Raw genomic sequence first — 25,141 nt, 5'->3', positions numbered from 1 at the left:
ATTTCCCTAGCAAAATATTGCCCGAATTACAGGCATAATAGGCTAATGTTATTATTTTGTTTTTTCTATGTTAGCCAATTATAGCTCAATGTGTTAGTAAAAGCTTAGGGTTAAAAACGCGGATCTCAATGCTGGCTTAGGTGAATTCCAGTTTTTAATACGCACCTGAGAGCAAAAAAAACCAGCGCTAAAGCGCTGGTTTGGTTTATATTCATACTTCATTCTATGGCACACCATGCCCTTTGGAGGCAATCCAAACCCGATACCACTGCTCTCGAGTCAATTCATATTGAGTTGACTTAATCGCGGCTTCAACGCGTTCAATCTTGCCCGAGCCAATAATCGCAAGAGGATTTGAAGGTAAGCGCCTTACCCACGCATAGATAACTTGGTCTACCGATTGAGCACCAAGTTCCGCTCGAATCTCTTCAAGCACGGCCATAACACGTTTCGCTTGGTCTGTTGAAGGGTTAAACAGCGCCCCACCAGCAAGGCAAGACCATGCCATTGGGTTCACTCTTAGCTTTTGTAGCTGATCGAGAGTACCGTCATGAGCAACTTCAAAGTTCAACGGGTTAATTTCAACCTGATTCGTCACTAAAGGCTTGCTCAGGCGAGACTGCAATAGATCAAACTGATGAGTTGAGAAATTGGAAACGCCAAAGTGTTTTACTTTACCCACCTTATGAAGTTCCTGAAATGCTTCGGCAACTTCATCAGCATCCATTAATACATCAGGACGATGAATCAACAGCACATCAATTTCATCTACGTTAAGGCGCTGCAGTGAGTTATTCACCGATTGGTATATATGTGCTGCGCTGGTATCGTAGTGATTCACCTTACGCTCTGGTGTCTTGTCACCACACAAATTAATATCGCACTTTGTCACAATCTCAATTTCAGTACGCACACTCTTATCAAGGGCTAACGCCTCACCAAAGAGCTGCTCACACTCGTAGTTACCGTAAATATCTGCGTGATCGACCGTTGTGACACCTAACGCGATATGTTGCTTGAGAAAGTCTAAGCGTTGTTTTGGGGTCATCCCCCAATCTGCTAGTCGCCAATATCCCTGAACCAATTCAGAAAACTCTGGCCCTTGAGGGGCAATCTGAACTCTATTCAACATGATTCTCTCCGTAGTAATAACTGTTCAAATTATAACTGAGTTCCACTAAGGTGTGATGAATCTTGCTGGGCATTCCTAGCTAGGTCATAGTTTTCAAGTTTTGGGCTTGTATTCGGTTACTTACTTCGAGTAAACCCCAGCGTCAGCGTCTCTACTTTATAAATCAAGGTTGCAGTAATCTCAGCGCTATTAGCATTATTCACCCATATCATCTCCATTTCTCCTTCAATGGGCCGCTGGTTAATAAACTGAACCAGTTCGGCGTCTACTTGATACTCCGGTGCTTTTTTCAGTCGCTCTATGACATCAAAACGCCCATTACTGGTAACAGCCAACACTGGCTCAAACCCATCCCTTCGTAGGTTATATTGCAATTGAGTGAAATTAACTGGTGAAGATTCTAACTCGAGAACGGCCTTATCAATTTGACCTTGATGACTATAGAAATAAGCAAACACGGGGACTTGGTAGTAATTGAACTCCGCACAATAGCGCCATTGGCTTTCCCTTTCAGAGCACTCAAATGTCACCTCATCCTCATAAGCTTGCGAGGTGCTAATATATGGTGACGTCACATCGACAAAAGGAAAAAATAGTGGATGGTTTGCCCTTGCTCCCACTGAAAAAAGCATGAGTCCACACATCAAAGCCGACTTGAGGCCCAACACCGCGTTATTTTTGACATTCATTACCTTTTCCATCGCTCTCTACCTGATCGGAGAATTCCACTCCAAATTGCATCGTTACGCCGTCTAAGCCATTAAGTTTTATATAAAGATAAACTGATGTTGTCGTGTTTAAATTTATGCCTAGGCAATACGCTACGCCTGTTAACAGAACAAAACACGCTGTTTGAATCACAATTAAAACCAGTTCAACAATTACCCAGTCATCCTACCTCTTTGTTATTAGCTAGTGTCTTTAACCCATTGAAACGATTACATCCACAGAGCAAAAGACAGCCAACGCAAAAAAACAACCAACAAACTTTGACAAATAATTAACATATAATTAACTTTAAGGCGCAACGGAATAATAATACGTGATCCTTGGAGATCTGATTCATGAAGATAAGACACTACTCTACACTCTCGCTGGCGATTATTGCTAGCTTTCAAGCCCATGCTGCTGGCTTCCAAGTCGCAGAACACTCAGCCTCAGGCCTCGGTCGGGCCTTTTCGGGAGAAGCCGCTGTCGCTCAAGATGCTTCGGTTATCTCACGCAACCCTGCTGCGATGACTCGCTTTGACCGGGCTATGTTTTCGGGGGCGATTTCTATCGTTGATCCTGAGGTAGATGTCACTGACATTACAGACCCAGACAATATTGAAAAAGCAAATGATGTAGCACCGTTACAAGTTGTACCTGCTGGCTATTACCTCAGCCCAATTAACGATAAATGGGCATGGGGTATTGGTATGTTTACGACCTATGGTGTTGCAACGGATTACCCAGATGATATTTCTGCGGGAATGCTTGCAGGTGATACCGCTTTAGTATCAGTAAACCTAAACCCATCAATCGCCTACAAGATTAATGAGCACTTTAGCATTGGCGCTGGCATTAATTTTGTTTACGCGCATGCAGAGCTAAATAGACACTATGGATCGCTCGGCACATTTTCCGGCGTTTCACCATCGCGAAAGCTGGTCAGTATGGAAGGTGATACTTTCGGTTGGGGTTGGAACATTGGCGCGATGTACGAGATAAATGACAATCATCGATTTGGCTTTGGTTATCGATCTCAGGTAGACCTCGAGTTTGATGATGGTGATTTCACAAACGATATTACTCAAGCAGATCATAAAGCAGACTTAAAAGTCGATTTACCAGCCATCTGGGAGATATCGGGCTTCCATCAAGTCACAGAAATGTTTGCTGTTCATTACAGCTACCAACGAACAGATTGGAGTGCATTTAAAGAGCTCAAAGCAACATCACCAAAATGCCCAAATAATGAATGCTTCCTCAAAAAAGAAGACTACGACGACGCTGGCAGATGGTCGGTCGGCACCACGATAACTTTCAATGAAAAATGGACGGGGCGACTCGGATTTGCCTTTGATGAGCAGGCGGGTAAAGCTACGTTGAGCATTCCCGATAGTGACCGCTACTGGTATAGCATCGGTGGCTCATATCAGTTAAATGACAACTGGTCTTTTGATGCAGGCTTCGCTCTTGTCGTCAGTAAAGATGGCTCGTTCAATGAAACCTTTGAATCTGGTTCTACAGAGATACCTTTTGAATTCGAGTCGGAGGGCACAGCCTACATCACTTCACTTCAAATGAACTATCTGTTCTAACAAAGCAAGGATTGCGATATGAATCATTTTATTAAACTCTCTGCAATCTCTGCGGGGTTGTTACTTGCAGGATGTGGTGATGACACATCGAGTGAACTCCCGAGCAGTGCTGAACTTGAGAGTCACATTCAACAGGCTCTTGAACGCGATACCACCATTGAATTCACCCTGCTAGGCAGTGATGCTGCCGTTCCATTACCTAGCTACACACTGATGAATACCATCGATGGAACATTAGATTTACCAACTAATGGGGATGATAGCTTGTCCAACCCGGCAGCGGCGATGAGCACGATGGATGGCTGGTCAACATCAATGCCAATCAATCTCTCATTTACCGGTGCAGGATTGAGTGATGGCATGGTACCGTCTGGTGTTCATCTTGTTGAGCTAACGGAAGGGTTAACAGGGCAACCTACTCCAAAGAATATTCTTCAACAGAATGTTGATTTTGTGGTTGTCAGTGACTCAGCTACAGACTCACTGACGATTGTCCTGCAAGGTAAAGAGCTAAATCCTTCCAGTGAGTATATTTTAGCCGTGACCAACGAAGTCGCTGACGAAAATGGAGAACCTGTAGGCACATCAAGCAGCTATGCCACTCTAAAGTCCGACTCTCGTACTTACACTGATGAACCCTTTGCTACACTCCAAGCCGTCACCCAAGGCACTGAAGCACTCTTCTCAGCTGTTGGCGTAGATGCCGATTCCATCATTTACTCCACTTGGTTCTCCACCCAGTCTGTAGGCGAAACCTTCTTCGCCACCAAAGGAGCGACAGCGCTAGGGCTCGCTCAAAGCAATATTGGTACCATATGGAAAGATGCCGCAAACCCTAACAATGTTGACCTGACGGCGGCTTACACGCTGCAATTCACTTCTTCTGAGGATTACGCAACCGCCCTCGCGGCAGACACCAACTTCACTACATACTTTGATAGCCAGTCACCCGTTGATCTCAAACAGACACTGCAGGGGCTGTATCTGCAATCAGGTAATCAAGTCACCGTTTCAAAGGGCGTGGTCATGCTGCCACACTATTTGGAGCAAGGGGAAGATTGGTCAAGCCAGCCTTTTGTATCGGCGATGCCAAGCCTTGCTATCGTGAGCAATGCACTCGCTGATCCGCAAGAGCAAGCCAATATTGGCGCGCAACTTGTTGCGGCTGGCGTTGATACCACGATGCTCGCTACAGAGTTAACAGAACAAGCCAAACTTATTGGTCTTGAACTGACTAAATCAGACGGCACGGTGTTAGATGCCGACCGATTTATCACGCGCTACGCTCCTGTGCCTAAAATAAAGTCACTGCAAGCGGTAGAGTTCCTACTCTTTACACCGAGCGGGGATGCCGATGATTGGCCTGTCGCTATTTATCAACATGGCATTACATCTGCCAAGGAGAATGCGTATTTCATGGCTGCTAACATCGCACAACAGGGCATTGCCGTGATTGCGATTGATATGCCACTACACGGGTCGCGCAGCCTTGATGCCGAGCGCTCTGCCAATGCCGATGTGACCGCTTACTTAAACCTTAGCAATATCCCAGTCGCAAGAGACAACTTCCGTCAGAGCGTTCTCGATATTTTGGGGTTACGTGCGGCATTGAGTTATTCAAAACAAGCAATGCTATTAGAGGCATCGCCTTTGGCCAACGTGGACTTAGTCACCTCTCCACCGACGATGGTAGGGCACTCTCTAGGCGGAATGGTCGCGATTAGTACCGTTGCCAATGCCAATCGTAGCCTAGGGACACCAAGTGCAGATACGCTGTTCAACTTTAGTGGCCTCGCCGCGAAAAACTCTGGTGGGCATATTGTGGAGCTACTATTAGGTTCAGATAGCTACGGTAACCTGATAAAACACAACGTTGCATTGGCGGCAAGTACTGATTATCAAGGATTCACTCAGTCGTTTTGTGTCAACTTGACTGAATCTGAGTGCTTTACGGCATTCACTCAGGCAGCACCAGAAGCGATTCCGGCTCTTGAAACTGGTTTTAATCAATTTGCCTATGCGACCCAAACGGTACTGGACTCAATTGATCCGTTTACCAATGCTTCATACTTGTTGGAAAATCCAATTCCAATGTACTTCTCTCAAGTTGCGGGGGATGACACCGTGCCAAATAATGTTCCAAACCGTGGGTTTGCTGGCACGGAACCTTTGGCCGCGAAGTTAGGACTGACTGTGATTGATAGTGCGAGTACAACACCAACTGATAGCAACTTTATTCGCTTCTCTGATGTCAGCACTCACAGTACATTTGTCTTCCCACAAGACCCAACACTTGCTGATCAGGCAGCGCACGCTGTCATGACAACGCATATGGTTGACTTTATTCAAGATGGGACACTGGACTTACCAATTAGTCCGACGACATTAGAATGATGTTTAGCTTGAAACACACGTAAAAAATGGCGCTGATCATCAGCGCCATTTTCATTTTCTCAATAAAAGCAACATCAACTTACGTCATTGAGTTGCATTACTAACATGCCGTATTAGCTCGCATTGTTGTCTTCTGGAGCTTGATTGGCTAGGCGAAGCTCTTGCTCTTTTAACCAACCATTCAGCTCATCACGTTTTGCGACAAACTTTGACATCTCCTCTTTCGGCACAGAGCTTGCCATTGGGATATTTGCTGTCACTGGGTTTACCGCTCGACCTCGAACAATCAGCTCATAGTGGATATGTGCTCCTGTCACACGCCCTGTCGCGCCAGCTAAACCAATTCGCTGGCCACGAGAAACCTTCTGACCCTGCTTAACCAAAATCTTACTTAAGTGAAGGTAGCGCGTTTTATAGGTATTACCGTGCTGGATCACTACGTACTTACCGGCATAAGGGTGGTTACGTGTCATCACAACCACACCATCGCCAGTTGATACAATCGGCGTGCCCGTTGGCGTTGCCCAGTCAGTGCCATTATGTGGAGACACACGGCCTGTCACTGGATGCTTACGGTTCGGGTTAAAGTGCGAGCTTAAACGGTAAGCACCATCCATCGGCTTACGACGAAAAGCACGTTGTAAGCTTTCACCGTCTTTATCATAGTATTGCCCATCACTGTGTAAGTAAGCACTGACTTCCTGACCACGATTGAATATTCGAATCGCTTGAATTTCAGAGTTACCCGTTAGTTCACCTTCAAATGACTGACGTGATTGAACAATCTCAAAGCGATCGCCCGCTCGCAGATCTCGAGCAAAATTCAGTTTATCTTTGAGCAAACCAACGACGTTCTCGACGTCACGATTTCCTAGGCCAGAACCATTAACCGACTGAGAAAACGTACCATGAATTTCACCAATAAAGGCGCGGTTTTCCCACTCACCCTCTTCTTCAATTCGCTCATAGTCAAAGCTATCGTCATCTAGACGGGAATACACCACTTTGTCGACCGCATTGAACTCAAGCATCATCTTACTCAATCGATGGTCTTCTTCGCTCCAAAAACGCAACGTATTACCCGGCCTTAAGGTATCGAGTGAGAGATAGTTCAAGTCGGTTTCCATAACTTGCATCATCTCTTGATAACCGAAGCCCAATTTATTAAAAATTGAACTAAGATTATCGCCTTTTTGAATGACGTACTCGTAGCTTGGAAAATCAGGCTCTTCTACCGGTTCAGGCTGAGGTTGAACAGAAAGTGGCTGAGTATCAATATTGATAGCCACCACTTGCGGACTGTTTGAATCTGGAACTAGGCCAAGTAAACCCGCAAGTAAAATAGGTGAGGAGCATATCGCTAACTTCTTCTTGTAGCTCATGCTCGAAAAATTCTTTGTAAAGTCTCTAAAAAACACAATTATACCGTCTCAAGGTTTGGTATGACCCGCTATCCTGTTAGCAAAAAGTTAAAAAACGCAGGAAGAAAAAACCCAGCTACAATACCGTTTTTCAAACAAAAAGTCATGGTTATAGAGACCTTCATCAAGCGCTAAAGTGTCCTCAATAGTCACTATTTTTCTATGAACTTACCCAAATCATTGACGACAAGTTGTTTTTCTACTTTTTGGCTCGGATCATCCGACATAGCTTGCTTCACCCCATGCTCAAAATAAATAATAGAAATGTGATCAACTTCATTCTGGAGCTTGGATACAAGCACTCTGTCACCAAGAAAATAACGGTCTAAGGCGACCAATCGTGTTCTCTGACGATCTAACCCCAAAGAAACAAGATAATAGAAATTCCCTGACCCCTGATTACTGACAGAAATGATACCGACAAAACCTTGTCCTAACTTAAGGTCAGTTGTGACCTGCGGATGACGTTGCATCACTACCGTGCCGCGCTCTTGTCCTGAATCAAAACTCGCTAATGCGATCTGATGTTCAAAGTCGAACTCAGAAAAGACTGCATTCGCATGCGTCTCAGGCACTGGAATCACCAAAACGTTTGGTACTTTTAAGCCGAATATCGCCTCGACGACAGGGTCAGCACTCTGAGAGGATGAAAATTTATCCATTATCTCATCATCATTGAGTGAAAAGCGGTAGACACCCGCTACAATCACTATCAGAAGCAATGCCAAAGGAATAAATAGCAGCACGGGTATATTGAAGATTCGGCGTCCCATCAGGATCTCCATTAATAGGTTATTTATCGGTACGTTACATGAGCCTAGATAAAATGAAAAGTATCGTCTTTTACTTTCTTGCAACATATATCACTGCATATTTAGCAGATTAGTGTGAATATCTATTGCCAGAATAACCTGTTTCCGTATATTATTTGCGCCAATGACTAAAAGCGGAACTTTAGTGCATAAATATTCCATGGTAGGAAAACAATGATAAGCAGCAGTAATATGAGTCACGCCATGCAAGACCAAGCATCAATACTTGATAAAAAACACAAAAAATCAACGTTTTGGGTATTTTTAATCCCATCTCTTATCGGCCTATTCTTATTCATGGCCCCTGTTAGCTACAACGGTGACCTGACCATTCCAGTCGCTGTACTAGCAAAATCTCTACAAGCGGCGATGGGCGACATTATTGTTCCTCTTATTACGGCAATCATCGCGTTTATGGCAACTGCATCAGTGCTTTACCGTGTGGTTAAGCCTGCTTTCATTGCGAAGAACGAATTTCTAAATGATCTTCTTTCTCCATCACCTTTGTGGTTAGCAGTGCGCGTCATCGGCGGTCTAGCTGTCGTAATGACCTACTTCCAGTTCGGACCTGAAGCGATTTGGGAAGAAAATACCGGTGGTTTGGTTCTTGAAGGGCTTCTGCCAACCCTGTTTTCTGTATTTATTTTTGCGGGTCTGCTGCTACCTCTTCTACTGAACTTTGGTCTACTAGAGTTGTTTGGCACCATGCTGAGCAAAATCATGCGCCCTATTTTCAATCTTCCTGGCCGCAGCGCCATCGACTGTATTGCTTCTTGGTTAGGTGACGGGAGTGTCGGAATTTTGATGACCAGCAAACAATATGAGCAAAAGTTTTATACACAACGTGAAGCTGCGATTGTTGGTACGACGTTCTCAGCCGTCTCTATTACATTCAGCCTCGTTGTCATCGCCCAGGTTGAGCTTGAGTATCTATTCCTACCATTCTATGGCGCGGTTTGTTTAGCGGGCTTTGTGGCTGCGATTGTGGTTCCTCGTTTACCTCCGCTAAGCCGTAAAAAAGACTTATTTATCGATGGTACTGCGCCAAGCAAAGACGATAACGTACTGCCAGAGGGTCAAACAACCTTCTCTTGGGGTCTCAAATTGGCTATGTTCAAAGCGAGCCAAGTGAGCTCACCAAAAGCGGTGACGAGCGAGGGTGTAAAGAACGCAATTGATATGGTTTTTGGTGTTCTTCCAGTGGTGATGGGTCTTGGTACGATTGCCTTGGTGATTGCAGAGTACACCTCTGTATTTGCCTTCCTAGGTCAGCCGTTTATTCCATTCCTTGAACTGCTAGGTATCCCAGAAGCTGCGCAAGCTTCACAAACGATTGTGGTTGGTTTCGCGGATATGTTTATTCCAGCGATTCTAGCGGCTTCAATTGACAGCGAGATGACGCGCTTCGTGATTGCTGCAATGTCGGTAACACAGCTCATTTACATGTCTGAAGTCGGTGCTCTACTGCTTGGCAGTAAAATCCCAGTGAACATTGGTGAACTGTTCATCATCTTCATTCTGCGCACACTGGTGACATTACCAGTGATTGCGGGCGTAGCTCATTTGATTTTCTAACTATACTCACTAATTTAAACCAAACGCTCGACTCTGTTCGGGCGTTTTTTTTGTTTGATACAATAAGTCCAGCAAATGCATCTTCAAAATCCCATACATTACTAACATTTTCGTAACAGTAAATGCTATGATAGGGCTTAGTCTGAAACTCAATTATCATCAAAGCGGAGCTCAAGGAAGATTGTCAATGATGGTTAGGTTGTTAGCAGTATGGCTGTTCTTTGCCTCTCAATATCTACAAGCAGGTACACTTACCTTACACCCCAAGACAGGACAAGCATTAACACTCTCACGTCAACAGCTCGAGCAGTCGTTACCGACGCACAGCTTTTCTACCAAGCTTCCTTGGCATGATGAAGCGCTCGATTTTGCTGGATTCCGCCTCGATGAGTTGATCGAACATTTTGAGATCGCACCACCAACTCACGTGACCATCAGTGCGCTGAATGATTATCGAGCTGACATTCATTGGAGTGAAATCACTCACTTTAATCCGATTGTCGCCTATCGCTTAAACGGCGAGGACATAAAAATTCGTGACAAAGGCCCTTACTGGCTAGTCTTTGATGTGCAGCGCTACCCTGCCCTTGATAACCACACCTACTACGAAAAAATGGTATGGCAAATCAGTGATATCCTCTTCCATTACCCAAGCAGTGAGTAGCCACTATGTTGCAAGGATTTTTACTCAAGACAAAATCCATCCTTACTTTTTGTTCGATAGTCCTGATCGCTGCTAATGTGTATCTGCTCGTCTCAACCAAAGACATCGCCAAAGCCTACTCGAGTAAACAAAATGAAGCGCATTGGTTTCTCTATCAGCTAGTCAAAGAGTTTACAGAGCTTTCGGCATTAACACCTTATGCCTATCTATCTGCAAGTACCAAACAACAGACTCAGCTGCAGTATGAGCTCACTTGGAGCCGATTTGATATCTTACTGCACAGTCGTGAATCAGAACGATTTATCACTGAGCGAGGCTACACCATTTTCTTCTCAGAGCAGTTTTCCAATCTTCAGAAACTCGAATCTGACTTTGCCAAACTAGAAACCAAATACGATGCAGAGCAGCTCTCTGTGCGTCTTAATTCTATCTATCAAGCGGTGATTCAATTTATTGCCAATAACTATCGACTTAACAGCCCAAAGCACCTCGCTCGAGTTTCAGAGGTCAATACGATTGCCATCATCCAGTTATTACTGCTCGGCACGTTACTGCTATGCTTCGGTCTGGTCACTTATATCTTTTATCAGGATGCAAAATACCATCGGCAACTTTCACGTACTGATACCCTTACGGGCATCCCTAATCGCTTAGCCTTTATCGAAGCCATAAAAACACTGCGTAAATCCAAAGAGTTCACATTACTGATACTCGATCTCAATGGCTTCAAAACCATCAATGATAATCTCGGCCACAAGGCAGGAGATGAAACGCTGATTCAGATATCCAAGCGATTGCTCGAGGCCATCCAGCCCTATAAAGCAACCATCTATAGGATGGGAGGTGATGAGTTTTCTATCTTGATGCAAGGATGCAGCCATCAAATGATTAACCCACTACTGAGCCATATCGAGCACTGCTTTGAGCAAGGTATTGTTCTGGAGGATGGGCGTGCGATATCGATTGGAACCAGCATAGGAATGAGTCGCTACCCGATTGATTCACAAAGTATTGAACAGCTACTCTCTATCGCTGATGGGAATATGTATCGAATGAAATTCGACCAACAACCTTCACCAAAAATGAAAGATGTCGGTTAATCGATTAGCGCTAGTTAAGCAACTAGCAGCATAAAGCACTGATACACAGATATAAAAAAGCCCCTCATCAAGAGGGGCAAGAGTACCATCGCTTATAGTTATAGTGTTATATGCCAGTAAATAAGATTAACCAAAGTCGCCGTTCACGTAGCCTTGTGTACGGTCGTCTTTCGGGTTGCTAAAGATTACGTCAGTATCATTGTGCTCAACCAACTCTCCCATTAGGAAGAAAGCGGTGCGGTCTGAAATACGACGCGCCTGCTGCATTGAGTGAGTCACGATCACGATCGTATAGTTTTTCTTAAGCTCTTCCATTAGCTCTTCGATTTTGTGCGTTGCAATAGGGTCAAGTGCAGACGTTGGTTCATCCATTAGGATAACGTCCGGCTCCATCGCAATCGTACGCGCAATACACAGACGCTGCTGCTGACCACCGGACAGACCGAAAGCGTGCGACTTAAGACGATCTTTCACTTCATCCCACAGTGCTGCGCCGCGTAGTGAATTTTCAACCACTTCATCAATGTGCTTTTTGTCTTTAATCCCTTGAGCACGAAGACCGTAAGCCACGTTTTCGTAAATGCTCATCGGGAATGGGTTTGGCTTTTGGAATACCATGCCCACTTTGATGCGCAAGTCCGCAACATCGATGTTGCCGTAGATGTCTGTGCCATCCATATCCAACTTACCGGTAATTTTTACACCTTCAATAAGGTCGTTCATACGGTTCAAGCAGCGTAGTAGCGTTGACTTACCACAACCAGAAGGACCGATCAGCGCCGTTACTTGCTTCGTTGGAATCGGCAGGTTAATGGCTTTTAGTGCTTGGTTATCGCCGTAAAATAGGTCTAGGTTTTCAATATCAAACTTGTTCATTGTCTTAATCTCTTAAATCTTGAATTCGTGTCAGTGCTTACTGGAAGCGTATTAGTAAGTTGCTGTGTTGAATCGACTTGCGATCAGCTTAGTAATCATGTTGATTAGCAGCACGACGACAATAAGCACCGTTGCTGTACCGTAAGCTTGGTTCCACTCATCAATAGTGAACAGCTCGGTAGTCAACTTAAATAGGTGAACCGTTAGCGTACGCCCTGAATCCATTAATGAGTCAGGAATACGCGCAACCATACCCGCTGTTAAGAACACAGGAGCAGATTCACCGATGACACGACCAATACTTAGAATGACCGAGGTTAAGATACCTGGCATTGCGCTAGGTAAGATCAAACGCCAGATAGTGTAAATTTTAGAAGCGCCAAGGCCGTAAGAGCCTTCGCGGTAGGTTTGTGGCACTGCCATCAGTGCTTCTTCGGTAGTACGAATGATAACCGGAAGAATCAAGATGCTTAGCGTTAATGCACCCGACAAAATCGAGAAGCCAAAGCCCATGATAGTGACGAAGAACGTCATACCGAACAAACCGAAGATGATTGATGGAATACCCGCCAGTGATTCAGTACAGAAGCGAATCACTTTCACCAGCTTGCTACCTACTTTTGCATACTCTGTTAGATAGATAGCTGTCATGATGCCTAGCGGCGCCGCTACGGCAATCGACGCAATAACCATGTAGATAGTCGACACTATCATTGGGAAGATACCCTGAGTGTCACCTGTACGGGTATAGTTGCTTGAGATGAACTCCCAGTTAACGTGCTGTAAGCCGTTCGAAAGGATGTACCAAATAATCCAGAATAGGAAGCCAACGGTTGCAGCAGCAGCAGCCCAAACGAAACCATTTAGAACGTTGTCTTTAAAGTCTCGTGATTTCTTTAGTTTTACGCGATCCATGATTCTATTTCGCCTTCTCACGGTTTAGGTAAAGTAGTGCTGCGTTTAGCATCATAATGAATGCCAGAAGTACAACACCGGTTGCGTATAGAGCGTTCGCATGGATGCCACTTGCATAGGACATCTCGATTGCGATGTTCGCAGTCAAAGTACGAGCTGAGTCTAATAGACCTTCAGGCATGGCTGGTGCGTTACCCATTACCATGATGATCGCCATTGTCTCACCAAGCGCACGACCGATACCTAGAATCACGCCCGTCATAATGCCTGAACGAGCCGCAGGAACGAGAAGTTTAAAGATAGTGAAAATCTTTGAAGCGCCAAGTGCTAGTGAGCCTTCTTTATAGGTACGAGGCACTGCGCGGATAGAGGTTTCTGAAACGGTAATCACCGTTGGAAGAATCATCACACCCAGTACGATGATACCGGCAAGAATAGTGTTACCAGCAGGAACATTAAACACCTGTTGAATCAGTGGCACGATGATAACCAAACCAAAGAAACCATAAACAACCGATGGGATACCCGCGAGCAGCTCAACAGCTGGGCGAATGATATTCGCTACGCGTTTTGGCGCGATTTCTGCGATAAAGATAGCGGTTAGCACACCAATTGGCACACCAACAACCACTGCGCCAAGTGTTGATACTAGTGAAGCAACAATCATCGTTGCAACGCCGTATAACGCTGGTGGTAGCCAGTTTTGACCTAGTACGATGCCCGATACGCCAGCTTGTTGGAAAGCTGGGATACTTTCACGAACAATAAAGTAAGCAATTACGGCGAGGGATACGATGCCGATAACGGCACTGGTCAAAAATAGACCGTGGAAAATACGTTCTCTCCAGTCAACGCGCTTTTTCTCGCGTAAACCAGGTTTGTTGATAGCATTAGCTTCAGTAGTCATAAGCTGTTCACTATTTTGTGCGATGGTCATAATGTTTTCTCTATGTCCAAACAAGTCGCATTTGGATGAGACAGAAAAGGCTCAGCCCGAAAAGGTGGGCTGAGCAACTAAATATTGTTTAATTCGATATTACTGAGCTGAGATGTAGCCTTTTTGTTCAGCAAGTGCTTGAGCTTCAGGAGCAACCATCCAGTCTAGGAATTTTTGAGCTTCGCCAGAAGGTTTACCTTCTTTATAAAGAACTAGGAAAGGACGAGCAACTTTGTAAGAGCCGTTCTTAACGTTGTCTACAGACGCTTCAACACCGTCGATAGGTAGAGCGTTAACTGTTGCGTCAACTGTACCTAGAGAGATATAACCGATAGCGTATGGGTTAGAAGCAACCATAGTTTTCAGAGCACCGTTACCGTTAGCAACTTGAGCACGCTGAGAAATCGCTGTTACTGTTTGACCAGAGATTTTTTGCTTAAGGTCCATGATGTCTTCGAAAGCACCACGAGTACCAGATGCAGTGTCACGAGTTACCGCTACGATTGGCTTGTCTTCACCACCAACTTCTTTCCAGTTAGCAACTTCACCTTTGTAGATTGCAGTTACTTGGTCAGCAGTAAGACCTTCGATGTTGTTGTTTGGGTTAACAACAACTGCGATACCGTCTAGAGCAACCGTTAGTTCAACTAGGTTAGGCTCTTTCTCGTCATCTTTAAGAGCGCGAGAAGACATACCTAGGTCAGCTGTACCTGCTTTTGCAGCGCGAACACCAGCAGAAGAACCAGGACCTTGAACTTCGATATACACGTTGTCGTTAGTCTTCATGTATGTTTCAGAGAAAACTTCCATCAGTGGAGTTACGCTGCTAGAACCTACTGCAGAGATTGTTTCTTTAGCAGAAACAGAAGTCACTGCCATTGCGCCTAGTAGTGCCATTGCACCGATAACTGTCTTTTTCATCACAAATTTCCTTTGTTGGCATGATTGCCGTTGTTTTCATGAACGATGCTCACTTTAGACGGCTTATATGACAGTTATGTTTCACTTAATTGAAGACTCAATGACATGTGACACAAAAATTACCAAGAGTGATAGTGAGAGGTTGTCCCCAGGCCAAAGGAAAAAATTGAACCAGTATCACCAATTCTGGGTGAGTTATTAACAAATCTCGTAACGCAAACGTTACACCAACTAAAAAGTATTTTGTTAATAGACTACAAATTGGACGGTAAGAGCCTTATTATAGGCGCGCGATTGCGTAGAGCTATTATTCTATCTTCAAGTTCTCTCCACGAAGATAGGTGATAATTAACACTATAAATACAAACACTTAGTTAACACTTATAGTTCTGCCCGTGTGGGAATATTCATCTTCAATTAATTAGGAGACGCTTGTGCGTAACTTTTTGAGCCACTTGTCTATTCGAACTCAAGTGCTGCTACCCGTTCTATTTACCGTCATTATTGTTCTATCTGGGCTAGGATTAGCGGACATACGTTTAAATGCGGCATTCGACGATGCCACTGTCACAATGGAAAATGCGATTGAGCAGAAAGACGATCTCGTTGTGATCATCGACCATGCTGGCAACATGCGTATCAAAGCGATCTACTCTCTATTCAATCGTGACGATCTCAAAGACTACATTTCTGTCTTGAAGAAAGAAGTGAATGAAACGACGCAAATTTTGGCCCAGCTGAGAACCACTGAAGGAATTAGCACTGAGTCGCAACGTGCGATGGATGCGATTCAAGCCTATTTCGACTTTTCACAAAACACCATGTTCAACCTGCTTGAGACTAAGCACAACGAGACCTACCTTCCGCCTGGCTTTGAACAGCAGTACGCACAAGCTTCAAATCAATATCGCCAACTTGGTGTTGAAATGGAAGCATCGATTAATCAACTCTCTGAGGCCGTCAATAGACTTGCAGAAGCATCAATACAATCGGCAGAAGCCAATCATGACCGTGTAAGTCAATGGCTGAAAATGGTGATGTTTGCGGGGCTTTTGGTAGCACTTGTCTTTGCAGCTTGGCTCGCAAGCTTAATTATTGCACCTATCAGTCGTTTGCAGTCTGTGATGAAGAAGGTAGAACAAGGTGATTTATCAGTAGAGTTTGTCGAGCCAGGTAAAAACGAGATGGCTCAGCTATCTAACAGTGTGACAGCGACGCTAAGTCAGCTACGCAGCACCGTTACAGACCTTTCTCGTGTTAGCGAGGATGTCGCTGCAGCTTCAACTGAGCTCGCAACCGTTATGGTTCAAGCAACAGCAAACTCAGACCAAGAGTGCCAAGAAATTGAACAAGTCGCGTCTGCGGTCAACCAACTCGAGAGCACGGCGCAGCATGTCAATACGAATGCTGTCGATGCTGACAATACGGCTCGCAACGCAAGTGATATGACATCACAGGGCTTAGCACTATTTAATGAGAGCCATCAAGCCAGCGAACGTATGACGAATCAATTGAGTGAAGCGGCTGATGTTGTTAACTCATTGAAGCTTCAATCTGAGAAAATTGGTAATGTTATCGAGGTTATTGAAAGCATTTCAGAGCAAACCAACCTACTCGCGCTTAACGCCGCTATAGAGGCTGCGCGTGCAGGCGAGAGCGGGCGTGGATTTGCAGTTGTCGCAGATGAAGTGCGCATGCTTGCGGCGCGTACTCAAGAATCGACTCGCGAGATTCAAAGCATCATTGAAGAGCTACAAGCCAAGTCAGGTGAAGCCAATGACAGCGTAAGCATGTCAATGGAAATGCTAGAGCAGAACCGCCAGCTTAGTGGTGAAGTCACCCAAGCGCTTGAAGGCATCTCACAAGCCGTCAATGATATGACCAGTATCAACACTCAGGTCGCCTCAGCAGCGGAAGAGCAGAGCCAAGTCACCGCAGACATCAACCGCAATGTGATCAACATTCAAGATATCGTCAATCAAAATGTCACTGGTATTAATCAGTCAGCTGCTGCAAGCCGCGAGCTGTCAACACTCGCGGAAGATCAGAAGAACCGATTGAGCTTCTTCAAGTTATAACTGTTCATAGCAGTTACTGATAAAAAAGGGGTGGCCATATTGACCACCCCTTTCTTTTACATCTATACCGTTGCCGAGTTACTCATCGTCGACTTTCGGTGCGACTTTCTTTTTAGGAACAAACACAGCATCGCCCACAGCCACATTCTGGTGGAAGCTCTTATCACGTTTAACCGGTTTTTTCTTCTGAACGGGTTTCTTTTTGCCTTTTACTTTCGTAGCGTCTGCTTTCTTACCGCGTAAGTCAGGTTTGCGAGGCTTGATACCTTTGAACTTGCCTTTCAGGCCTTCAAGCACTGAGAAGGTGAGATCTTGTTGCAGGTAAGTCTCAATGCGTTTAAAGCTCGCCCAATCTTTAGGGCCAACCAGAGAAATCGCATCGCCTTTATTACCAGCACGGCCAGTACGGCCAACACGGTGAACATACTCTTCGGTGTGTTTTGGCATATCGAAGTTAATCACGTGTGTCACGTTAGCAATATCAAGACCACGCGATGCAACATCAGTAGTGACCAGAATTTTAAATACCGCTCGCTCAAACTGACTCATGATCGTGTTGCGCTGGGTTTGATTTAAGTTACCACTCAAAGCAACCGCTTTTAGCTTCTTCTCATTCAACTTCGCACACAAACGTTCAGTGTCATCACGAGTGGCGGTGAAGATAATCAGCTGACGATACTCCGCCTCTTCAAGCACACGCTCAAGGATCGCTTCTTTGTGGTCTAAGTGGTCACACAGATAAAAGCGTTGATTAATGTCTTTGTGCTCTTCATTTGATACACCAATAGCAATACGTTTCGGTGCGTTCAACATCTCAGAAGCAATGTCGTTCACCTCTGCATGATCCAGTGTGGCCGAGAACATCAAGGTTTGACGACGACGGTGCTTTGCTGCCTTATGAATACGACGTAGCTCTGGAGCAAAACCAAGATCCAGCATTCGATCAGCTTCGTCCAGAATAAGAGTGTCTAGGCCGTCAAGGAATAGCGAACGATGCTCAAGGTGGTCGGCCAAGCGTCCTGGCGTCGCGACAATAAACTTAGGATAACGGCGCAGCGCTTTAACTTGGTCGTTAAAGTTTTCACCACCCAGAATCAAGGTCGCTTCGTAAGATAGACCAGCAAGCATAGAACGCAGCTCACCATAAACCTGTTTAGCAAGCTCACGGGTTGGCGCTAGGATCACTGCGCGAGGGTCTTTGGCAGAGAATGCTTTTGACTTTAGCGCTTTGTGCAGCATTGGCAAAACGAAAGCTAAGGTTTTACCCGAACCCGTCTTTGATGAAGCCAACAAATCCTTACCTGCAATCACCACAGGCACAGCCTGCTTCTGGATGTCCGTCGGTTTACGGAAATCGTAGTGGTTAAGTGTCTTTAAAAGGCGATTGTCTAGGCCCAAATCTTTAAACTGCAAAAGCATTCTCCAACGAATTATAAAAAAGCGCGTAATAATACATCAAAAGCGCAAACTACCCAAATCTAGTTCGAACTTAGTCGTTCTAGCACCAAATGGTGAGCAAAATAAGAGGTTGACATTTTAAACCTTATTGTAACATTCGCTAATATCTGAAATTACTAGGGTTTTGACGACCCTTAGCAACTAAAGGTTAAAAGATCGACTTGAATGCTAAAATTATTAATCATTTTTGCGATCAAGATCAATTTATTTACGTTATCATTAAATTCTTGGTTTTTTTAGCTTTTCTAAGCTTTGTGTTAACCAAGAATATGTCTACAATTGCTTTTGTCACTATATAAAAAGAATGTATAGGGCGTTATTTGATACCTAAATCTATATGCAAGGAGTTCATGATGAACAAAATGTTAATCGCAGCTGCAGCGTCTTCTGTACTTCTACTAGCTGGCTGTGCGTCAGGTCCAGATGAAGAAACAACAGCACAACTAAACGAGCTAAACGCGCAAGTTAGCCAACTTAGCCAAGAAGTGTCTTCTCTGAAGTCTATGCACAACGCTGACGTTCAGAAAGCAACGAACGCTGCAATGTCTGCTCAAGAAGAAGCAGCGCGCGCTAACGAGCGTATCGACAACATTGCACAGTCTTACACTAAGTAATTTGTAGTAGACAGCAAGATTTTGTAAAAAGAGCCTGCAGTTGCAGGCTCTTTTTTTATCTGTGAAATCGCAATTTAGTCTTAAAATTGAGACGCAACCACCTCAACCGGAACACCATTTTGCGCCATTAACACTGCTCGGGTTTTGCTGTCAGATAATCCATACTCATCAAGCCACCAGCGAAGTTCAATCGGAACCTCTAAATCTTTTTTCGTTCCATCACTGCGCGTCAAAGGCTCATGCGCCTCAACAAATACACTTCTGTCTGGCTCTAATGTCATCTTAACTGGCTCATCGATAATGCGCACCTTGGTGCCCTTATCGACTTGATAGAAAAGCCATTCAATATCAGTTGGCTCCATACGGATACAGCCTGCACTCACGCGCAAACCAATACCAAAGTCTTTGTTCGTGCCATGAATCAGATATTCGCCGTGCCCATAAGCAAGGCGCATCGCATATTCACCTAACGGGTTGTCAGGGCCTGCTGGCACTACTGCAGGTAGTTCTACCCCTTTCGCCAGATAATCTCGACGCACGGATTGCGGTGGCGTCCATGTGGGAGCTTCTCGCATCTGGCTGATTCGCGTGGTCATCTCTGGTGTATCTCGACCAACTCGGCCAATCCCCACAGGGAAGATGTGTACCACATCCTCTTCAGGATCAAAGTAGTACAAACGAAGTTCCGCAAGGTTAATCACGATGCCTTTGCGCTCTGCTTGCGGCAAAATGATCTGACTTGGAATCGTCAATACATGGTCAGCTTGTGGTAGAAAAGGGTCAACGCCCTTGTTGGCTGCCAACAAAGACAAAAAGCCCACATCATACTGCTTAGCAATATTGGCAATGGTCTCACCCTGCTCCACGACATGATACTGAGTTCGACCGACAATATTGCTTCCCTCGGGCGGCAAGCTGTATGTCGCAGACCACGCGGATGCACTTAACAACCAGCACAGAGACAAGCACTTACGCAACTTCATTAGAAATCCTTTGCTTCTTTATATAGTGCTAAGGTTATCTCTCTTTCTACTTTGTGATCAACTATTGGAGGCGGATAATCAATACTATCGAACTCAGACCAAAGCCAAGGTGCGTGAACAAACTTGTTTGGCACCGCTTTAAGTTCTGGGATCCAGTGTCGAACAAACTCACCTTGTGCATCAAAACGCTCTCCCTGACTGATCGGGTTGAAGATGCGAAAATACGGCTGCCCATCACACCCTGTTGATGCACACCACTGCCAGCCACCATTGTTAGCGGCAAAGTCTCCATCAATTAGCTTCGACATAAAATAGCGCTCACCTAAACGCCAATCGAGATGCAGATCTTTGGTAAAGAAGCTGGCAACCACCATACGAAGTCGATTGTGCATCCAACCGGTCTGGTTTAGTTGGCGCATCGCTGCATCAACAATCGGATAGCCCGTTCTGCCCTCCTGCCATTGAATGAGTCGATCATCAGAGTAGTCCCACCGAATATGAGGTGCCCACTCGACAAAATCTTTGTGCTGACACAGCTTGGGTTCAAAGAAAATTAAATGCTGATAAAAATCACGCCATATCAACTCACTAAGCCAAGTGCTACCCCCTTCGTTGAGATAGTCTCCGTTTGCATATAACCGGGCTACACACTGCCGAGGTGACAACGCCCCTATAGCGAGGTAGGCCGAAAGCTGGCTGGTTGATGGTTTGGCAGGAAAATCCCTCTCTTGCTGATAATGTTCTACCGTATCTTGGCAAAAATCTCGCAGCCGTTGTCGGATCGCTTGCGTGCCGACTGGCCACGCTTGGCTATCCTCTCGAGGATAACCAAAGGGACTTGAGGTGCTTTGCCACTGCGACTCTGTTATCTCAATATCGCTATTGGCTAAACAGGCCTCCACTTTAACAATGCGTCTTGGCTGCCACTGTGCCAAAAGCGCCTTTTTAAATGGGGTGAAGACTTTAAAGTAATTGCCCTGCTTGTTGAGAACACTGCCTGGAACGGTTAAGCAGCGGTCGTGATAGAGCTGTAGTTCAGTCTTCTGATCTCCTAAGCGCTGTTGTAATTGTTCATCTCGGTTAACTTCGTTGAGCTCATACTCATGATTCGCATGCAATGTCGTGACAGCATATTGCTGGCACAGACCCACTACTTCGTCAATGGCATCGTCAAAGATGTCGACCTCTTTATATAAGAGTGTAATGTTGAGTTGACTCAAGTCTCTCTGAAGCTCAGATAATCGACGAAAAATGAGGTCGGCTTGACGCGGTGCCATGTTGTGCTGTTGCCACTGCTGTGGCGTTGCGATAAACAGCGCAACAACTGGCTGGTTTGAACGGATCGCGGCCTGCAGGGCTGGGTTATCATCGACGCGTAGGTCGCGACGAAACCACACTAACTCCATGTGTAACTCCTTAGCCTAGATGCTCAATCATCGGAGAACAGAGCATTTTGTCACCCCACAACTGCTTAAGCTGATGGATGACTTCTTTCGTCGCTTCGGGCAAGGCGCGATTAGAAAACACAGAGAGCTGATCAAATGTCACACCGATCTCAAGCAATCCAGACGCATCTTCCACGCCGTCTAGCATGGTGACACGTTGCCCTGTTTCTGCAACCCTCACGCACCAAAGCCAAGCATACACACTGCCCGCGGCATCAAGGTTAACCACTAAAGTATGCCCTTTGTGCGCAGCCTTGTTTTCAGACTCTATTATCGATGAGACCCGACTGATCATAACGCTCTGGAAAAGCGCTTTTTGAATACTTCGGCTACTGCCTTTTACTCGCATCAGTGCTTCCATGACAGGAGCAATAAACAGATTCTCCACCTGCTGCAAGGGGTAATCTTTGAAAAGGGAGGCCACCATCGAATCCACTTTGCCACTCTTAAGCTGCGCTAGAGCACCTAACATTGGCTCAACTTGCTCTAAAGATTGCGGCACGGCATCGGGATCAGGACTGATATCGGGATTCCCCAACAACTCTTTCACCTTACCAATCGCAACGCCTTTAGCCAGCCACCCCTGAATCTCTTGTATCGTCTCAACATGAGCTTGGGTATATAAGCGATGCCCTTTGTCTGTTCTTTCTGGCTGAATTAGGCTGTAGCGCCGTTGCCAAGCTCTTAAAGTCACCGGCTTTACACCGGTGATCTCTGAGATCTCTCTGATCGCGTATTTTTTACTATCACAACCCATAACGTAAGCGTAACTCCTGTGGATACGGTTCGAGGTATTTCTGACTGGCTAGATACTCATCTGGATACATGCTGATATAGTGTTTAATCAGCGTTAGTGGCGCAAGTAACGGCAAAATACCTGTACGATATTCATCAATCACTTTCGCCAGTTCGGCTTTTTGTTGCTTGTCTAAATACTTTTTGAAATAGCCCTGGATGTGCATCAGTACGTTGGTATTGTTTTTACGACTCGCTCGTTTTTTCATCGCTTCCATAAAACCTAAACGATAGCGCTCGAAGAACTCATTGGTGTCATACTCTTTGACAGCGGCCACCAAACGTCCCAGCTCTTTGTAAGAGATTGGGTCATGAGCCATCAGTGACAACTTATAGCGTGAGTGGAATGCCACCACTTTTCCTGCCGTCACTTCTTCACCCATAGAGTCATAGAAGTCTTGTAAACTGTATACGCGGGTAATGAAGTTTTCCTTCAATACCGGGTCATTCAAACGACCGTCTTCTTCAATCGGTAACCAGGGCATTTTGGTCATGAGCACTTCCGTATACATACCGATACCGTCTTTATCGGCGCGTTTGTGTTTGTACACCTTCACGCGTTCCATTCCACATGTTGGAGATTTCGCGCAAACGATATAGCCACACAACTGCTCTTGGTCTAGCTGCTCTACTTTTTCATGAGAAAAAGAGAGCATCTTGTCGGTGTAATCTTTCGATTCGTCTTTGGTTTCAACTAGAGCAATACGCTCCTCGTCCGAGATCAAACGAATGGTTGGGCGCGGCACTGACATCCCAATCCCCACCTCAGGACATACCGAGATAAAATCAAGGTATGGTGATAGCTCTTTAGTGACGAAATTACTGATTTTGTGTCCAGAATCGAAGCGAACTTTTTCACCTAACACACAAGAACTGATACCAATTCTGACTTTTTCTGCTTCCATGCTGCACCTCATGTACAAGTTAACTTTTTGTATAAGTATTGTAGGGAATTATGAGTTTGTACAGAAAGTATTTTTGTACAACACCATTATTCTATTTTGATGTAGGAGCCTTCTGACAGGCTTTGACTTAAACAATGTAGTAAATATCAATAAAGCATCAACAAATCATTGCTTTAACATTAAATTTACCAAATACTAAAGACTCTATAGAACACACAAGGAAGTCCCATGTTTCTAGATTACTTTGCGTTAGGGTTGCTGGTTTTTGTCGCGCTAGTGATCTTCTACGGCATCATTGTCATTCATGACATCCCTTATGAGATTGCCAAAGAACGCGAACACCCTCACCAAGATGCAATTCACTATGCGGGCTGGGTAAGCCTGTTTACCCTGCATGCAATATGGCCTTTTTTATGGATATGGGCGACGCTGTGGCGTAAAGAGCGCGGCTGGGGATTCAAAAAGCTTGAAGCCGAGCAACACGACATACATCACCGTGTCGACGCGTTGATCGACAAAGTCGAAGCGCTGCAACAAGAAGTCGAGCAACTTAAGCAAGCTCAATCCGCACCCACTATGTCGGTAGAGAAGAACAACGAGGAGGAGCAATAATGGATTTACTACTCGTTATGACCTATGCGGCGCTTTGTATCGCCATATTTAAGATTTTCAATATCCCCCTCAATAAATGGACAGTACCAACGGCTGTGTTAGGCGGGGTTGTCTTGGTTGGCACTCTCATCTTGCTAATGAACTACAACCACCCATTTACACAACTCGGGAACCAGATTTTCTCAACCACTCCTGTAGTGTCAGGCGTGCGTGGACGTGTAACTGAAGTGCCTGTCGAACCCAACGTACCACTAAAAAAAGGCGATGTGTTATTTAAAATCGATCCTGAGCCTTTCCAAGCAGAAGTGGCTAAGGTTCAAGCTAAAATCAAAGAAGCCAACCAAGGCGCTTTGGGCCTTGAGTCTAACTTGGTAGAGGCAAAAGCCGCTGTTGAACAGGCACTCGCAGAGCGGGATAAAGCATTGCGCGAGTTCCAGCGTTATCAGCGTGGCTTTGATAAGGGCGCGTTTACTGAGCAACAACTGGATACTCGTCGCCAAGCCTACAAAGGCTCGCAAGCGGCACTTGAAGTGGCCAATGCCAATCAAAAACAAGCCGAAATTGCACTTGATTCCGAGATTGGTGGGCAAAACACCCAAGTCGCCTCACTACTTGCAGAACTGCGACAAGCTGAATTCAACCTAGAGCAAACTATCGTACGAGCGCCAACCGACGGCTATGCAACCCAAATCGCGCTGCGTCCCGGCGTAATGGCAGTGCCGCTGCCGCTCGCACCAGTCATGACCTTCATTCATACGGAAGAGCTCCTATACACAGCGGCATTTCGCCAAAACTCATTGCAACGCTTAAAACCGGGCTTTGAGGCTGAATTTATGTTCCGCGCCTTACCAGGGCAAGTATTTAAAGGTGAAGTGGTCGAAGTAATTCCAGCGATCGGTGAAAGCCAATTCCAAGCACGAGGACAGCTACTAGGGACAGATGCGCTTCGTACCAATGGACGCGTCTTTGTCACACTTCGAATTACAGACGATTTAACCCAATATGATTTACCTATGGGTACCGCGGTAGAAGTAGCGGTTTACTCGGATAAATTTACCCATGTCTCTGTTATGCGTAAAGTACTTATCCGTATGAAGAGTTGGCAAAACTACCTCTATTTAGATCATTAATTGACCAACTAACCCTTCCTATTGAGCCTGGCTATTTTCTAGCCGGGCTTTTTCATTTAGTATCGGGATTA

Annotated in this window: 22 protein-coding genes; 9 read left to right on the top strand and 13 right to left on the bottom strand. The window is 45.3% G+C overall.

What is annotated here, in order from left to right; genetic code table 11:
• Positions 1-223 precede the first annotated feature (223 nt).
• Positions 224-1,132 (bottom strand): aldo/keto reductase, encoded by a 909-nt coding sequence (locus QWZ05_RS07005; protein ID WP_264876213.1) that lies wholly within the window; start codon positions 1,130-1,132, stop codon positions 224-226.
• 116 nt (positions 1,133-1,248) lie between these two features.
• Entirely contained in the window at positions 1,249-1,821 is a 573-nt protein-coding gene (locus QWZ05_RS07000) for a hypothetical protein (protein ID WP_264876212.1), read from the bottom strand.
• 375 nt (positions 1,822-2,196) lie between these two features.
• Here QWZ05_RS07000 and QWZ05_RS06995 point away from each other — a divergent pair, with 375 nt between their 5' ends.
• Together QWZ05_RS06995 and QWZ05_RS06990 are read left to right on the top strand one after the other, a co-directional pair.
• Positions 2,197-3,435: an outer membrane protein transport protein gene (locus tag QWZ05_RS06995; protein ID WP_264876211.1), complete on the top strand. Its 1,239-nt coding sequence runs from the start codon at positions 2,197-2,199 to the stop codon at positions 3,433-3,435.
• An 18-nt stretch (positions 3,436-3,453) separates the two neighbouring features.
• Positions 3,454-5,829: a VolA/Pla-1 family phospholipase gene (locus tag QWZ05_RS06990; RefSeq protein WP_290297527.1), complete on the top strand. Its 2,376-nt coding sequence runs from the start codon at positions 3,454-3,456 to the stop codon at positions 5,827-5,829.
• 113 nt (positions 5,830-5,942) lie between these two features.
• Here QWZ05_RS06990 and shyA read toward each other — a convergent pair whose 3' ends face one another.
• Together shyA and QWZ05_RS06980 are read right to left on the bottom strand one after the other, a co-directional pair.
• Positions 5,943-7,247 (bottom strand): peptidoglycan DD-endopeptidase ShyA, encoded by a 1,305-nt coding sequence (shyA, locus tag QWZ05_RS06985; protein WP_494338386.1) that lies wholly within the window; start codon positions 7,245-7,247, stop codon positions 5,943-5,945.
• Between the two features lie 155 nt (positions 7,248-7,402).
• Positions 7,403-8,023: a hypothetical protein gene (locus tag QWZ05_RS06980; RefSeq protein WP_264876208.1), complete on the bottom strand. Its 621-nt coding sequence runs from the start codon at positions 8,021-8,023 to the stop codon at positions 7,403-7,405.
• A gap of 243 nt (positions 8,024-8,266) precedes the next feature.
• Here QWZ05_RS06980 and QWZ05_RS06975 point away from each other — a divergent pair, with 243 nt between their 5' ends.
• From QWZ05_RS06975 to QWZ05_RS06965, 3 genes are all read left to right on the top strand, one after another.
• The gene (locus tag QWZ05_RS06975; RefSeq protein WP_290297653.1) at positions 8,267-9,637 is read left to right on the top strand and encodes a YjiH family protein; all 1,371 of its coding nucleotides are present in this window, start codon (positions 8,267-8,269) and stop codon (positions 9,635-9,637) included.
• 187 nt (positions 9,638-9,824) lie between these two features.
• A complete protein-coding gene (locus tag QWZ05_RS06970) occupies positions 9,825-10,301 on the top strand; it encodes a putative pterin-binding protein (protein ID WP_290297523.1) in 477 nt (158 codons plus the stop codon).
• 5 nt (positions 10,302-10,306) lie between these two features.
• Positions 10,307-11,401, top strand: coding sequence for a GGDEF domain-containing protein (locus QWZ05_RS06965; RefSeq protein ID WP_264876206.1), 1,095 nt, complete (start codon positions 10,307-10,309; stop codon positions 11,399-11,401).
• A gap of 126 nt (positions 11,402-11,527) precedes the next feature.
• On the opposite strand, the gene pstB is transcribed toward QWZ05_RS06965, so the two are convergent.
• From pstB to QWZ05_RS06945, 4 genes are all read right to left on the bottom strand, one after another.
• Positions 11,528-12,277, bottom strand: coding sequence for a phosphate ABC transporter ATP-binding protein PstB (gene pstB / locus QWZ05_RS06960; RefSeq protein WP_264876205.1), 750 nt, complete (start codon positions 12,275-12,277; stop codon positions 11,528-11,530).
• 51 nt (positions 12,278-12,328) lie between these two features.
• Complete coding sequence (gene pstA, locus QWZ05_RS06955) at positions 12,329-13,192, bottom strand: phosphate ABC transporter permease PstA (RefSeq protein WP_264876204.1); 864 nt, start codon at positions 13,190-13,192, stop codon at positions 12,329-12,331.
• A 4-nt stretch (positions 13,193-13,196) separates the two neighbouring features.
• Positions 13,197-14,129, bottom strand: coding sequence for a phosphate ABC transporter permease subunit PstC (pstC, locus tag QWZ05_RS06950; protein ID WP_264876203.1), 933 nt, complete (start codon positions 14,127-14,129; stop codon positions 13,197-13,199).
• A gap of 99 nt (positions 14,130-14,228) precedes the next feature.
• A complete protein-coding gene (locus QWZ05_RS06945) occupies positions 14,229-15,050 on the bottom strand; it encodes a phosphate ABC transporter substrate-binding protein (protein ID WP_264876201.1) in 822 nt (273 codons plus the stop codon).
• A 434-nt stretch (positions 15,051-15,484) separates the two neighbouring features.
• Between QWZ05_RS06945 and QWZ05_RS06940 the strand changes: the two genes are divergently transcribed.
• Positions 15,485-17,128 carry a methyl-accepting chemotaxis protein gene (locus QWZ05_RS06940; protein ID WP_264876200.1) on the top strand — a complete coding sequence of 548 codons (1,644 nt, stop codon included), beginning with the start codon at positions 15,485-15,487 and terminating at the stop codon, positions 17,126-17,128.
• A 78-nt stretch (positions 17,129-17,206) separates the two neighbouring features.
• Here the strand turns inward: QWZ05_RS06940 and QWZ05_RS06935 are convergent, their stop codons facing one another.
• Positions 17,207-18,547: a DEAD/DEAH box helicase gene (locus QWZ05_RS06935; RefSeq protein WP_373875537.1), complete on the bottom strand. Its 1,341-nt coding sequence runs from the start codon at positions 18,545-18,547 to the stop codon at positions 17,207-17,209.
• Positions 18,548-18,939: 392 nt separating this feature from the next.
• Here QWZ05_RS06935 and QWZ05_RS06930 point away from each other — a divergent pair, with 392 nt between their 5' ends.
• Positions 18,940-19,200, top strand: a complete 261-nt coding sequence (locus QWZ05_RS06930; protein WP_264876196.1) for an Lpp/OprI family alanine-zipper lipoprotein — start codon at positions 18,940-18,942, stop codon at positions 19,198-19,200.
• An 80-nt stretch (positions 19,201-19,280) separates the two neighbouring features.
• On the opposite strand, the gene QWZ05_RS06925 is transcribed toward QWZ05_RS06930, so the two are convergent.
• From QWZ05_RS06925 to QWZ05_RS06910, 4 genes are read right to left on the bottom strand one after another with little or no spacing between them, the layout of a single operon-like run.
• A complete protein-coding gene (locus QWZ05_RS06925; RefSeq protein WP_264876195.1) occupies positions 19,281-20,183 on the bottom strand; it encodes a L,D-transpeptidase family protein in 903 nt (300 codons plus the stop codon).
• On the bottom strand, positions 20,183-21,589 hold the full coding sequence (gene phrB / locus QWZ05_RS06920; protein WP_290297516.1) for a deoxyribodipyrimidine photo-lyase: 1,407 nt from the start codon (positions 21,587-21,589) through the stop codon (positions 20,183-20,185). Before phrB ends, QWZ05_RS06925 begins: the two co-directional genes overlap by 1 nt.
• 10 nt (positions 21,590-21,599) lie before the next feature.
• Complete coding sequence (locus tag QWZ05_RS06915; protein WP_290297514.1) at positions 21,600-22,385, bottom strand: MerR family transcriptional regulator; 786 nt, start codon at positions 22,383-22,385, stop codon at positions 21,600-21,602.
• The gene (locus QWZ05_RS06910; RefSeq protein ID WP_264876191.1) at positions 22,375-23,328 is read right to left on the bottom strand and encodes a YbgA family protein; all 954 of its coding nucleotides are present in this window, start codon (positions 23,326-23,328) and stop codon (positions 22,375-22,377) included. The genes QWZ05_RS06915 and QWZ05_RS06910 overlap by 11 nt, the downstream gene beginning before the upstream one ends.
• Positions 23,329-23,556: 228 nt before the next feature.
• Here QWZ05_RS06910 and QWZ05_RS06905 point away from each other — a divergent pair, with 228 nt between their 5' ends.
• Positions 23,557-23,940: a DUF3302 domain-containing protein gene (locus QWZ05_RS06905; protein WP_264876190.1), complete on the top strand. Its 384-nt coding sequence runs from the start codon at positions 23,557-23,559 to the stop codon at positions 23,938-23,940.
• The gene (locus QWZ05_RS06900; protein WP_264876189.1) at positions 23,940-25,070 is read left to right on the top strand and encodes an HlyD family secretion protein; all 1,131 of its coding nucleotides are present in this window, start codon (positions 23,940-23,942) and stop codon (positions 25,068-25,070) included. The genes QWZ05_RS06905 and QWZ05_RS06900 overlap by 1 nt, the downstream gene beginning before the upstream one ends.
• Positions 25,071-25,141 lie beyond the last annotated feature (71 nt).

The sequence above is a fragment of the Vibrio agarivorans genome (genome assembly GCF_030409635.1).
Taxonomy (GTDB): Bacteria; Pseudomonadota; Gammaproteobacteria; order Enterobacterales; family Vibrionaceae; genus Vibrio; species Vibrio agarivorans.
Note: the sequence above shows the minus strand (reverse complement) of the source record. Positions and strands in the feature narration are given on the sequence as shown.

Coding starts and splice junctions, on each gene's coding strand:
- QWZ05_RS06990 (WP_290297527.1), top strand. CDS start 3,454: ATGAATCATTTTATTAAACTCTCTGCAATCTCTGCGGGGTTGTTACTT.
- QWZ05_RS06905 (WP_264876190.1), top strand. CDS start 23,557: ATGTTTCTAGATTACTTTGCGTTAGGGTTGCTGGTTTTTGTCGCGCTA.
- QWZ05_RS06930 (WP_264876196.1), top strand. CDS start 18,940: ATGAACAAAATGTTAATCGCAGCTGCAGCGTCTTCTGTACTTCTACTA.
- pstB (WP_264876205.1), bottom strand. CDS start 12,277: ATGAACAAGTTTGATATTGAAAACCTAGACCTATTTTACGGCGATAAC.
- QWZ05_RS06995 (WP_264876211.1), top strand. CDS start 2,197: ATGAAGATAAGACACTACTCTACACTCTCGCTGGCGATTATTGCTAGC.
- QWZ05_RS06925 (WP_264876195.1), bottom strand. CDS start 20,183: ATGAAGTTGCGTAAGTGCTTGTCTCTGTGCTGGTTGTTAAGTGCATCC.
- QWZ05_RS06935 (WP_373875537.1), bottom strand. CDS start 18,547: ATGCTTTTGCAGTTTAAAGATTTGGGCCTAGACAATCGCCTTTTAAAG.
- QWZ05_RS06965 (WP_264876206.1), top strand. CDS start 10,307: ATGTTGCAAGGATTTTTACTCAAGACAAAATCCATCCTTACTTTTTGT.
- phrB (WP_290297516.1), bottom strand. CDS start 21,589: ATGGAGTTAGTGTGGTTTCGTCGCGACCTACGCGTCGATGATAACCCA.
- QWZ05_RS07005 (WP_264876213.1), bottom strand. CDS start 1,132: ATGTTGAATAGAGTTCAGATTGCCCCTCAAGGGCCAGAGTTTTCTGAA.
- QWZ05_RS06975 (WP_290297653.1), top strand. CDS start 8,267: ATGCAAGACCAAGCATCAATACTTGATAAAAAACACAAAAAATCAACG.
- QWZ05_RS06945 (WP_264876201.1), bottom strand. CDS start 15,050: ATGAAAAAGACAGTTATCGGTGCAATGGCACTACTAGGCGCAATGGCA.
- QWZ05_RS07000 (WP_264876212.1), bottom strand. CDS start 1,821: ATGAATGTCAAAAATAACGCGGTGTTGGGCCTCAAGTCGGCTTTGATG.
- QWZ05_RS06900 (WP_264876189.1), top strand. CDS start 23,940: ATGGATTTACTACTCGTTATGACCTATGCGGCGCTTTGTATCGCCATA.
- QWZ05_RS06970 (WP_290297523.1), top strand. CDS start 9,825: ATGATGGTTAGGTTGTTAGCAGTATGGCTGTTCTTTGCCTCTCAATAT.
- QWZ05_RS06980 (WP_264876208.1), bottom strand. CDS start 8,023: ATGGGACGCCGAATCTTCAATATACCCGTGCTGCTATTTATTCCTTTG.
- QWZ05_RS06910 (WP_264876191.1), bottom strand. CDS start 23,328: ATGGAAGCAGAAAAAGTCAGAATTGGTATCAGTTCTTGTGTGTTAGGT.
- pstA (WP_264876204.1), bottom strand. CDS start 13,192: ATGGATCGCGTAAAACTAAAGAAATCACGAGACTTTAAAGACAACGTT.
- pstC (WP_264876203.1), bottom strand. CDS start 14,129: ATGACCATCGCACAAAATAGTGAACAGCTTATGACTACTGAAGCTAAT.
- QWZ05_RS06915 (WP_290297514.1), bottom strand. CDS start 22,385: ATGGGTTGTGATAGTAAAAAATACGCGATCAGAGAGATCTCAGAGATC.